This window comes from Aquimarina mycalae (assembly GCF_029906345.1).
Taxonomy (GTDB): Bacteria; Bacteroidota; Bacteroidia; order Flavobacteriales; family Flavobacteriaceae; genus Aquimarina.
The window spans coordinates 135876-148090 of record NZ_JARYGY010000001.1; the positions used below are offsets into that span (position 1 = coordinate 135876).

Genomic DNA, 12215 nt, shown 5'->3' on the forward strand with positions numbered 1-12215 from the left:
GAATGAAAAAAGAGATTCATATTTTTTTTACTGCTCTTATGTTTTTTACAAGGATTCCTTGCCCTAAATGGGTAAATCACGATCCTGAATATTTACGTAAAAGCTCTAAATACTTTCCTTTAGTCGGTATCATTGTTGGAGCCATTGGAGGGATAGTTTTTTATGGTACTTCTTTTATTTTTCCTAAAGAAATTTCTATCCTCCTTTCTATGTTTGCTACAATATATGCTACAGGAGCTTTTCATGAGGATGGATTTGCTGATGTTTGTGATGGTTTTGGTGGTGGTTGGACTAAGGATAAGATTCTTTTGATTATGAAAGATTCTAGATTAGGAACCTATGGTACTATTGGAATTCTTCTAATCTTAGGGATAAAGTTTTCTGCCTTAAGAGTTCTAGAAGATTATCATATTCCGTTACTGTTAATTTCTGGACACAGTTTAAGTCGTTTTATTGCAACAACATTGATTTTTACACATCCATATGTAAGAGATACTGAAGATAGTAAAGCTAAACCTGCTGCAAAAAGTATGAGTATACCTATGCTTTTTATCAGTGGTTTTTTTGGAATAGCTCCATTACTACTGTTTTTTAATCCTTTTATATTTGTAACATTGATACCGATGTATCTATCCAAAATGTTTCTGGCTTCAAAGTTTAAGAAGTGGATTGGAGGACAAACTGGAGATTGTGCAGGAGCTGCACAACAGCTTAGCGAAGTGATTTTTTATCTTACTGTAATAGCGCTATGGAAATATATTTGGTAAGGCATACCACTCCTAATATCGAAAAAGGAATTTGTTATGGTCAAAGCGATCTGGGTGTAACAGAATCTTTTGACGCCGAAGCGCTAACAATTCATCAGCAAATTCCGATTAAGGAAATTTCAAATATCTACGCTAGCCCGTTACAGCGTTGTAAATTATTAGCTAAGACATTTGATATCCCAACGATTTTTGATAACCGACTTAAAGAATTGGATTTTGGTGATTGGGAACTACAACCTTGGGATAGTATTTCACCTTCAGAAATTAATCCTTGGATGGAAGATTTTGTAAATGTAAAAGTGCCCAATGGAGAATCATATATTATGCTTCAGGAAAGGATACTTGCGTTTTATAATTCTTTAAATCATACTTCTACAGAAAAAATAGTTATTGTTACCCATGCAGGTCCAATGAGAGCTTTACTTGCATATATTCAGCAAATAGCACTTAAAGATTCTTTTAGCATTAAAATAAACTATGGCGATGTTATTAAAATCTAATCCAATACTAATTTTGCAAAGTTGTAATTAGACGATATTTCCTTATCTACTACTTTTACTTGTAGTTTTTCTTTAAAAAGAGGTGCATTGGTAACCAGTGTATGATATTCTCCATTTTCACCGCAAACATCCACAGATAAAGTTTCTAATTCTTTAATCAGTTCCTTATCGATAATTCTTCCCAAGAAATTGGGGCCTAAATCTTTATTGCAGGATACTATCATCGCTTCAACACCAAAATCAATCATATCTAATACTAATTGTTTTCTGGGTTGTTGCCATATTGGTAATATTGCTTTTAAATTTGCAGCACCAGATACTTTTTCTTCCCATTGTCTATGTGACACTATATCTATATCTCCAAAAACCGCTGATTCTAATTTATAGGTATCGGTTAATGATTTTAGGTTATCAATATATAATCGCTCATAATCGTTCCAAGTACTCTCAAAAAAATGAATAGGTAAATGAAGAGATCTTGCTTGAGCTTCTAATATTTCTTTTGGAATGCCGTGAGATCTAGATCGATCTCCATATTCATTTAATACATTAAATAAAACAGATGCCGTATTTCCTTTTTCAATTGCCTTATGCATTGCATAACAACTATCCTTTCCTCCACTCCAAGAGCATACAAATGACATATTTTTATATTTTAAAACACAAATTAACGGTAAATCATAGTAAGATTTTCAAAAAAATATCGAAGTTTGACAAATATTTACACATCAAATGAAGCATTATATAACCTTACTTTTTTTAATTCTTTCTTTTTTATCCTGCAAAAAAGAACAGAAAACACCTACCAGTAATATTGTTCAAGAACTGATTGAACAAGAAATCGGATATGCAACTGGTTTTACAATTCAGAATCACGACAATTACAAAGAAATAAATATTACTTCGCCTTGGCCAGATGCTAAAGGCACATTTACCTATATTCTTTATACCAAAGGAACCGAAAAACCAAAACTGTCTGTAAATAAAGAAGCTAAATTTATCGAAATCCCAGTAGATAAAACAATTGTGACATCTACTACCGACATACCTATGCTAGAGTATTTAGAATTAGAAAATAAATTAATAGGTTTTCCCCATACTGATTATATTTCTTCAGAAAAAACAAGAAGTTTAGTTGAGAAAGACAGTATTGTAGAATTAGGAAACAATGGTCATTTAAATACTGAACTCACTTTAGAACTAGCTCCAGAGCTTGTCATAGGATATTCTGCCACTGGAGATACTAAGGCGTATGATCTATTAGAAAAAACAGGGATTCCTGTGGTAATGAATGGTTCTTGGATGGAACAACACCCTCTTGGTCGAGCAGAATGGATAAAATTTGTAGCTGCTTTTTATAATAAAGAAAAAGAGGCGGACTCAATTTTTAGAAATATTGAAAAAGACTATAAAGAAGCCGTTACCTTAGCTAAAAATGCTTCAGGTTCTCCTACTGTCTTGTCTGGTAATATGTTTAAAGATGTTTGGCATGTTCCTGGAGGAAATAGTTATGTAGCTAAATTCTTAAAAGATGCAAACACGAACTATTTGTGGGCAGAAACACAAAAAACAGGAAGCATAGCACTCAATTTTGAAAGTGTATTAGAAAAAGCTCAAAATGCAGCAATATGGATAGGTTCGGGAACTTCTAGATCATTGGCAGAACTTCAGGAAAAGAACAATCGATATACTTTTTTTGAAGCGTTTAAAAATAAAGCCGTATATTCTTCAACGTTAAAAACAGGCGCAAAAGGAGGATTGGTATATTACGAATTAGGCCCAATGCGGCCAGATTTAATTCTTAAGGATATTATCCAAATAGCACATCCTGAACTATTAACAGATTACGAACCTTATTTTTTCGAAAAACTGAACTAGTTGACCCCAAACAAATCATATAAAGGTGTTTTTAGTATCATAATCATAGTATTATTACTGTGTTTTGTGACTAATATTAGTTTAGGCTCTGTACTTATTCCTTGGTTGGATACCTTACATAGCTTAATAGGTGGCACAGTAGAAAAAGAATCCTGGAGACATATTATTATAGATTATCGACTTCCTAAAGCAATAACTGCTGTAATTGTAGGAAGTGGATTAGGAGTCTCTGGATTATTGATGCAAACGCTATTTAGAAATCCTTTAGCTGGACCATTTGTTTTAGGTATTAGTTCTGGAGCTAGTCTTGGTGTGGCTTTGTTAATCTTAGGAAGTGCTTTTATCGGAGGTTCTGCAGGATTATTTTTAGTATCAAACTGGGGATTAGTTGCCGCAGCAAGTCTTGGAAGTATATTAGTCCTATTTATTGTAATGCTCGTTTCGATGAGAGTTCGGGATACCATGGCAATTCTGATCATTGGATTAATGTTTGGAAGTATCACTGCTGCAATTGTTAGTGTACTCTCCTACTTTGCTCCTGCAGAACAATTACAAAGATATATCTTTTGGGGTTTTGGTAGTCTGGGTAATTTATCCTGGTTGGACCTATTAATTTTCTCTGCAATAGGAATTATAGGAATGGTATTAGCTATTATAGCAATAAAACCATTAAACACATTACTACTAGGTGAAAATTATGCTCGTAGTCTTGGACTAAACATCAAAAAAAGTCGTTTTTTAGTTATTATTGCTACAGGATTATTAGCAGGAAGTATTACCGCTTTTGCTGGACCCATTGCATTTATTGGATTAGCGGTACCTCACTTAACAAGGCAATTATTTCATACATCTGATCACAAAACACTAATTCCAGCCGTTATGTTATTTGGTAGTATTATTATGTTAGTATGTGATGCTATTGCCCAATTACCAGGAACAGAATATACGTTACCCATAAATGCTATTACATCATTAATCGGAGCTCCAGTAGTAATATGGTTATTAGTTCGAAAACGAAAGATGCTATTTTAGCACTAAAAAATCAAAAAACAATTACAATAGATTCATTGAATCCTGAAAATCAAAATATCGTCCTTAAAACTGAAGATCTTTCAATCGGTTATCGCCATAAAAACAATTTGGAGGTAGTTGCTGCAGATATTAATCTAAAGCTTTATGAAGGAGAGTTAGTAGGTTTAGTAGGTGCTAATGGTATCGGCAAATCTACCTTGCTTCGTACCTTGTCTAAGGTTCAACCTGCACTTCATGGTGACATATATTTATCAGACAAAGAACTTAAGACATATAAAACTTCTGAATTAGCTTCTCAATTAAGTATTGTGCTAACAGAACAAATTGCTACTAAAAACCTAACAGTGCAGGAGTTAGTTGCATTAGGAAGACAACCATATACCAATTGGGTTGGTAAATTAGCTGAAGAAGATATTGAAAAAGTACGTAAAGCTATAGAAGTTACACATATTACTGAATTGGTAGAACGACGATGTTATGAATTAAGTGATGGGCAACTACAAAAGGTTCTAATTGCCCGCGCCATTGCTCAGGATACACCTTTTATAATGTTAGACGAGCCTACCACACATTTAGATGTATATCATAAAGCATATATCTTAAAACTATTAAAACGTTTAGCCTTCGAAACTCAAAAAACTATTTTATTCTCTACGCATGAAATTGATTTTGCAATTCAATTATGTGATAAAATGATAGTTATGAATGAAGATGGTTTTGAATTTGGTCGTCCTAAAGAATTGATCCAATGTCGCGCTTTTTCTTCTTTATTTCCGGAAGACCTTATCATCTTTGATGAAGCAACCAAAAGTTATAGAGTGCGAAGCTAAGGTCTTTTTCAAAGCTTTTTTGATTAAATGCCCCGCTTCTATTTATCATGGATTGAATAACTCTACAATTTATAGAAAAAAGGTAGCATTTTTTGTTTCAAATACTTATTCTACAAAAAATAAAACAAGGAATTGATCTTTTGCTATGCTTTATCTACTTTAGACCACTGAAATCTATATTCCTAATGCCCGTAAAGTATTCTTTTGATCCTTCTAAAAAACATCACCTATTTGTTGGGTTAGGACTAGCAGTTTGGATATTTATCTTTTTATACTTTACGGAACCTCTGGATGTTAATGAGCTTACCAATACAGAAAAACTCATGTATCTTCCTATCTATGGTTTGGTTGGCGCTATGTGTTATATCTCCATGCTTCCAGTACAAAGTTTCTTGTATACAAAAAATAAAAAGCAATGGTATTTTACAACCGAGACTATTTTCCTTTTACTATTTATGTTATTAGGCTTGCTACTAAGTAGAAGTTTTTATCTCTACATTGTTATGAAAGGAGAACCTAATCCATATACTTTAGGGTACTATATTAAGAATATTTACGCTCCAGCAATACTAACAATTTTACCTATTGTAATTATTGGAAGATGGTCTTTCGGAAAATATAATAATAAGAAACTGGAAGATCAAAAAGTCGAAATTAAAGGAGTAGGAACTTACGAAAACTTAAGGCTTTTTTTTAATGATATTCTCTGTATTCAATCCTCGGATAACTATGTAGAGGTTTCTTATTTGGATAATGGACAGTTAAAAAAACATTTAATTCGCAATACTCTTTCAACTATAGGTGCTAGTTTTCCGCAATTGCTACAAACACATCGTTCTTTTCTCATAAACCCATATCATTTTAAACAATGGAAAACCGAAAAAAGTAAACTTATAATCATTTTAGCTTTTGATATAGCAATACCAATTTCCAGGACTTTTCAAACACAAGTAAAAGAGCACCTGCATTCTACCACAAAATAGTTACAACTCGCCACAAGCACCTATTTCTATACACTTGAATCGTGTTCACTTCATAGTTTTGACATTCAATAAATGTCAAAATCTTATTCAGATATGAAAACCTTAATTTCAATAATAGTACTTTTTAGTATATGTGTTGGCACGATATTTTCACAACCGAAAAAACAGCCTGAAATATTTATAATAGGCACTATGCACAACGTACCTAAAATTGTAAAACACAGCTATCGTCCACTTCTTAAAATTGCAAAATCATACAAGCCTGATGCAATTTATGTAGAGCGTCAAAGGCCTAATGACACATTGAGTTTAAAAAATTATGAAAGTAGTTGGTTTATACCTTATGGGGATAGTATTGCTACTATTTTCAAAAATGATGTTAAGCGCACGTTGCGATTACAAGACCTGAGTGTACATTCTATGAAATCAGATGATTTTAAATATCTAAAACAATACTATGCTACAATAAGAGATAAAGCGAATTGGTATTATTATGCGTATTTATACAAATACGGAATAAAGGGTAGCAAAAAACCTGTAAGAAATGAAAATGGTGATCTTACAGCTAAACTAGCCATTACGATGAATCTGAATTATATCCATGCGATGGATTATCAACATGAAACACAACAATACACGAAGCTTTCCAAAGCCTGTATTAAGCAAAGTCAAGAAGATGATCAAGTACGATATCTAAAAAAACGTAATAAAAGAGATTACCAAAGTGCCATCTTACCAGCTCTTTTTGGAAGACTTGGGTTTTATACCAATAAACAAAAGACCATTAAAAATTATGAGATTTCTAATCGTTTTACTTTCAGGAAAACAGATTGCACTCCTTGTATAGAAGCCGCAGCAGTATGGGATCGCAGAAATGCAGGAATGGCAAAAAACATTGGTGAACAGGTATTACAACACAACCATCAAAATTCAATTGTAATTGTAGGTGCTGGTCACGTATTAGGAATTAAAAAAGAACTAGAAAAACAATACCCATCAATTACAGTGAAAATTATGGATGAAATATCAATAAAGAAAAAAAACATCAAGACTAATTCAATAAATCATAGAAAAAAATCACAAAAAAACCCTTGAAAAAATGATGTTTTATCATAACAAATACTTAAAACTTATATATATATTTACATCATAAAAAGTAATATTAATACTAGTATTTCTCTACCTCACAAATTAATTATTTTAAAGGATTTATTAAAAGTTAGTTGTTATAATAACAACCAATACCTATAAATATAATATGCTTAGATTTTTACTTTGTGCTGTTATTTTTTCTTTATCATTTTTAACATTATCTGCACAATCGGTAAATGATTACAGAACGAATGGAAGTAATGGTAATTGGACAAACGTATCTATTTGGGAAGTATATAATGGAACAGTTTGGGTAGCTGCAACGAACTATCCAGGGCAAATCGCAGGTACTAATGCTGTATCAATAGAAGGTAACTCTGAAATAACTATAAATTCTAATATACCTAACAGTTTTATTTCGCTTACTATAGGACCTGGTATTTTATTTGTTAGCGCAGATTCTAGTCTTGATACTCCATTAATTACACTAATCACAGGAGGTGAAGCAGAATGGACAAGTAACAACACCGACTTATCGCTTCCTGCTAATGCATCTATAATAATTGATGGTGGTAATTTAGTAGAAGACAATCCATGTAATGCTACTAAAACAATAACTATTGGTGGTACTGTTTATGCATCCTGTAATGGTGGCGGTGGCGGTGTAAATTATGATTTTGATGATATTAATACTGGCGGAGGAACACTTAGTGTTGCTCCGAGTTCGAATGCCCCAATATGTTCAGGACAAACGCTAACTCTTTTTGCAAACCCTGCAGGAGCTGGAAGTACTGGTGCAACATTTAGTTGGTTGGGAACAGGACCAGGAGGATACTCATTTAATGCTACCGCACAAAACCCAACAGAAAGTAGTATAACTATAAGTGGAACCTACACATATACGGTAACCATAACCGATGGCGATGGTAATGGAAACACGAATACGAATACTATTGATGTAATAGTTAATAATGCTCCCAATGCACCAGTAAGTAATGGCAACCAAATTGTTTGCAGAGGAATTACTGGTACTTTAACCGCTACTGTAAATGTCGGTGAAACCATAGATTGGTATAATACAGCTTCTGGAGGAACCCCTTTATTAACTGGTAATACTAGTTATTCAACCGCAGTTGCTGGTAGTTATTATGCAGAGGCAAGAAATACAACAACAGGATGTATTAGTATTAGCAGAATAGGTGTTATTTTATCTAATAAATCTTGTAAAGTTATTACTAATAGGAGAATCACCTTTAGAGTACATTCAGGAGTTATTGGTCCATCTGGCGCTTTAACGACAGATATGATCGTTAACTTTTTCGATGATGGACAAAACGGAGTTGGTAACCCGTATCAACTTCAAGTACAAAACAATACAGCAATTGGATTTAGCTATCAAATATGGATACAAAATGTTCCTTATGCATCAATCCCAGGATTGAGCTTGATAAATCACACATTAAATACTATAAACAACGGTGATGGAACCTATAATTATTTATTTACCAGTACAAGTCCTCTAGGCGCATTCCAATCCAGATCTATAACTGGTTCTGGAAGTGCTCCAACACCATTAGGAATAGGGATTGCTTGCGGATGTATAAGTTTTTACAAACTATAGTTTTCATATACCTAATAATTCAATATTTTAGATGCATCAAAAAAACTAATCTTTGAATCATCTACCAAACATTATCGAATCTATTATTCAATGGGGAATAACTCCAAAACTTCCTATTGAAAACAAAGAGCTTCTTTTAAAAAAATCATTAATACTATTGTATCAGGAATATCTTATCTTAGAAGGAAAGGTTACAGATGATGAGAACGATTATCCTGAAGCTCCAGAATTTAACTTCGAAAAAATCTCAAATACGATTCGATCTAATTTTCCAGAATTAGGATTTTACCAAAACGTTGCAGACCCTTTTGATCTAGAGAAACCAGATACTATTCTTGGTGATGCTAATGATGATTTATCTGATATTATCAAAGATTTGATGGAAGTACAATGGAGGTTCCAAAATACGAGTGCAGTAGATGCGGTTTGGTATTTTGAGTTTATTATGCGTAATCATTCTGAAAGGCATATTGTAAATATTTTAAAGACTTTAAAGGATATAGAAGAACAATTATAATTTGATTATTTAACTATACTTCTTCTCGGCTTATACTAGCTAAATTTTTATCTTTGGATAAACAAAAAATTACATGTCAGAATACATATTGCTCATTGTGGCAGTTGCCGCGATTATAGTTGGTTTTTTTATAGGTAAATACGTTGCTTCTCTTAAAAACAAGAGTGATCAGACTACACTTACTGAAAGAGCCAATCAATTACAATTACAGTTTGACGAAGCAAAAAAAACTGCTGATCAGCAATTAGAGTACACAAAACAACAACAAGAAGTACATAAGCAATCCTTAGAAAAACAGCTTGCCGAAATATCTAAAGAGCGAGAAGAAATCCGTAGAGAAAAAGATTTTCTAAATACAGAACTTACTCGTCGTAATGCCGAATTCGAAAATTTGCAACTCAAAAACAATGAACAAAAGGATGAAGTAGAAAAATTACAAGAAAAATTCACCAAAGAATTCGAAAATCTGGCGAATAAAATTCTTGATGAGAAGTCTAATAAGTTTACAGAACAGAATAAAGAAAACATAAAAAACATCCTAAATCCTCTGCAAGAGAAAATCAATACTTTCGAGAAAAAAGTAGAACAAACACATAAAGAAAGTATAGACTATCACGCGGCTTTACGTCAGCAAATAGTAGGTCTTAAGGATCTCAACGAACAGATGAGTAAAGAGGCTACAAACCTAACAAAAGCGCTAAAAGGTGATAGTAAAATGCAAGGAAATTGGGGTGAATTGGTTTTAGAACGTGTATTAGAAAAGTCTGGACTAGAAAAAGATCGAGAATATTTTGTACAGCAAAGCTTTACTACAAATGATGGGCAGCGCGTATTACCTGATGTTGTTATTCATTTGCCAGATAATAAAAAAATGGTCATTGATTCTAAAGTTACGTTAACCGCTTATGAACGTTATGTGAATGAAGATGATGAAAACCTTAGAGCAACCTATCTAAAAGAACATATCACATCATTAAGGCGTCATATTGATCAACTTTCTGAAAAAAACTATCAAGACCTTTATGATATAGAGTCTCCTGATTTCGTGTTACTTTTTGTTCCTATCGAACCTGCTTTTGCCATTGCAATTAATGAAGATAGCAAATTATACAATCAAGCATTTGAAAAGAATATCGTAATTGTAACTCCATCCACACTTTTGGCCACTTTACGAACCATTGATACCATGTGGAATAATGAAAAACAGCAGCGTAATGCAATTGAAATAGCAAGGCAGGCTGGTGCATTGTATGATAAATTTGAAGGATTGGTTAAAGATCTTACTGGAGTTGGTAAAAAGATAGATGACGCTAAAAAAGATTACTCAGCTGCTATGAACAAATTGGTGGACGGACGTGGAAATCTAATTACTAGTGTAGAAAAATTGAAGAAAATGGGAGCCAAAGCCAAAAAATCACTTCCGGAAGCAATTATAAAACGTGCTGAAGAAGATAACGACATATAATCTCAATACCACGAAATATGGAATCAAATATATCGCAAGTACTAATCCAGTTATTAACTGGGTTATTTTATGCATTACCAACCATAGCATTTATTGTTATTAGTATTTATTACTTACTAAAAACAGGAACTAAAACCGACGGAATTTTGATCCTGATCGGCAACATCATTATTTTTCTTTCTATTGTTCTTGGTAGAATATTATTTATTCAGCTTGCAGTATATCAAAAATGGGAAGGTGAAACATACTCCTATCTATCCACTGGCATTAGCGCGTTATCTTTCATAGGATCTATTTTGTTTGTCGTTGGAACGTTTCTGTTAATAAGAAAAGTGATTAAAACAAAATCTTTAATGTAATGAAAAACATACTCACATATACACTTCTATTGTGTACTGTACTTATTACAGAATTTGGAATCGCTCAGCAAATATATTTCCCAGAACGCGGAAATTGGGAAGAGAAAAACCCATCTGTATTTAATATCAATACAGAAAAACTTACTGAAGCCGTGCAATATGCTAAGAACCATGAATATGTTGGTTCTAAAGATTTACGTCAGGCAATTCTAAAAGGTTTTGAAAGAGAGCCTTATCATAAAATCTTAGGTCCTACTAAAAAAAGAGGTGCTCCCGCAGGTTTGATTCTAAAAGATGGATATATTATTGCTAAATGGGGAGATGTAAATCGTGTAGATATGACTTTTAGCGTTACCAAAAGCTATTTATCCACCATGGCTGGATTAGCGATTGATGCAAAGTTGATTCAGGCTGTAGATGATTTAGCATACAATTATGTATGGGATCACACCTATGATGGAATACATAACAAAAAAATTAGCTGGAGACATTTACTCACACAATCCTCTGATTGGTCAGGTCAATTATGGGGTGGTTATGACTGGGCAGATCGCCCACCAACAACAGGAGATATTGATGATTGGAAATTTAGAAAATTAAACGAGCCAGGAACCGTTTTTGAGTATAACGATGTTCGGGTAAATGTATTAGCCTACTCCCTGTTAAACATCTGGAGAAAACCATTACCGCAAATACTCAAAGAAAAAATCATGGATCCGATAGGAGGATCTACAACTTGGAGATGGTATGGATATAAAAATTCTTGGGTTCCCATTGATGGAATCAAAATGCAATCTGTAAGTGGTGGTGGTCATTCTGGAGGTGGTTTATTTATAAATACTACCGATCACGCACGTTTTGGGTTATTATTTCTAAATAACGGTGCCTGGAATGATCAACAATTAATTTCAAAAAACTGGATTAAAGAAGCTATTTCACCTTCGGTGGCTAATCCTAATTATGGATTTATGTGGTGGCTAAACAAAAAAGGACCTCGACATTGGAAAGGTTTACCTGAACATTTATTTTATGCTGCAGGTTTTGGAGGTAATTTCATCATTATAGATCAAAAGCAAAACATAGTAATCGTAACACGATGGTTAGAACCTAGCCAAATTGATGAGTTTGTTGCTAAAGTATACGAAGCACTCTAAAATCATTAAGTAAATAT

The 12215-nt window shown here is 33.1% G+C and carries 13 protein-coding genes; 12 read left to right on the top strand and 1 reads right to left on the bottom strand.

The annotated features are described in order from the left end of the window. The first annotated feature begins 2 nt into the window (after positions 1-2). Positions 3-767 carry an adenosylcobinamide-GDP ribazoletransferase gene (locus QBK95_RS00550; RefSeq protein WP_280929429.1) on the top strand — a complete coding sequence of 255 codons (765 nt, stop codon included), beginning with the start codon at positions 3-5 and terminating at the stop codon, positions 765-767. Then, positions 749-1267, top strand: coding sequence for an alpha-ribazole phosphatase (gene cobC, locus QBK95_RS00555; protein ID WP_280929431.1), 519 nt, complete (start codon positions 749-751; stop codon positions 1265-1267). Before QBK95_RS00550 ends, cobC begins: the two co-directional genes overlap by 19 nt. Here cobC and QBK95_RS00560 read toward each other — a convergent pair. Next, entirely contained in the window at positions 1264-1911 is a 648-nt protein-coding gene (locus QBK95_RS00560) for a Dph6-related ATP pyrophosphatase (protein ID WP_280929433.1), read from the bottom strand. The genes cobC and QBK95_RS00560 overlap by 4 nt on opposite strands. 88 nt (positions 1912-1999) lie before the next feature. Here QBK95_RS00560 and QBK95_RS00565 point away from each other — a divergent pair, with 88 nt between their 5' ends. The 10 genes from QBK95_RS00565 (at position 2000) to QBK95_RS00610 (ending at position 12198) form a co-directional block, all read left to right on the top strand. Beyond that, entirely contained in the window at positions 2000-3145 is a 1146-nt protein-coding gene (locus tag QBK95_RS00565; protein ID WP_280929436.1) for an ABC transporter substrate-binding protein, read from the top strand. Further along, entirely contained in the window at positions 3146-4177 is a 1032-nt protein-coding gene (locus QBK95_RS00570) for a FecCD family ABC transporter permease (RefSeq protein ID WP_280929437.1), read from the top strand. After that, the gene (locus QBK95_RS00575) at positions 4141-5007 is read left to right on the top strand and encodes an ABC transporter ATP-binding protein (protein WP_445012613.1); all 867 of its coding nucleotides are present in this window, start codon (positions 4141-4143) and stop codon (positions 5005-5007) included. Before QBK95_RS00570 ends, QBK95_RS00575 begins: the two co-directional genes overlap by 37 nt. A 185-nt stretch (positions 5008-5192) precedes the next feature. After that, positions 5193-5990 (top strand): LytTR family DNA-binding domain-containing protein, encoded by a 798-nt coding sequence (locus QBK95_RS00580; RefSeq protein WP_280929439.1) that lies wholly within the window; start codon positions 5193-5195, stop codon positions 5988-5990. A 192-nt stretch (positions 5991-6182) separates the two neighbouring features. Continuing rightward, positions 6183-7085, top strand: a complete 903-nt coding sequence (locus QBK95_RS00585; protein ID WP_280929441.1) for a DUF5694 domain-containing protein — start codon at positions 6183-6185, stop codon at positions 7083-7085. Positions 7086-7248: 163 nt separating this feature from the next. Next, positions 7249-8703, top strand: coding sequence for an immunoglobulin domain-containing protein (locus QBK95_RS00590; RefSeq protein WP_280929444.1), 1455 nt, complete (start codon positions 7249-7251; stop codon positions 8701-8703). Between the two features lie 52 nt (positions 8704-8755). Beyond that, a complete protein-coding gene (locus QBK95_RS00595; protein ID WP_280929446.1) occupies positions 8756-9220 on the top strand; it encodes a DUF5063 domain-containing protein in 465 nt (154 codons plus the stop codon). A 73-nt stretch (positions 9221-9293) separates the two neighbouring features. Beyond that, positions 9294-10685, top strand: a complete 1392-nt coding sequence (locus tag QBK95_RS00600; protein WP_280929448.1) for a DNA recombination protein RmuC — start codon at positions 9294-9296, stop codon at positions 10683-10685. A 17-nt stretch (positions 10686-10702) separates the two neighbouring features. Beyond that, positions 10703-11044, top strand: a complete 342-nt coding sequence (locus tag QBK95_RS00605) for a hypothetical protein (RefSeq protein WP_280929450.1) — start codon at positions 10703-10705, stop codon at positions 11042-11044. After that, a complete protein-coding gene (locus QBK95_RS00610) occupies positions 11044-12198 on the top strand; it encodes a serine hydrolase domain-containing protein (RefSeq protein WP_280929452.1) in 1155 nt (384 codons plus the stop codon). The genes QBK95_RS00605 and QBK95_RS00610 overlap by 1 nt, the downstream gene beginning before the upstream one ends. The last annotated feature ends 17 nt before the right edge of the window (positions 12199-12215 follow it).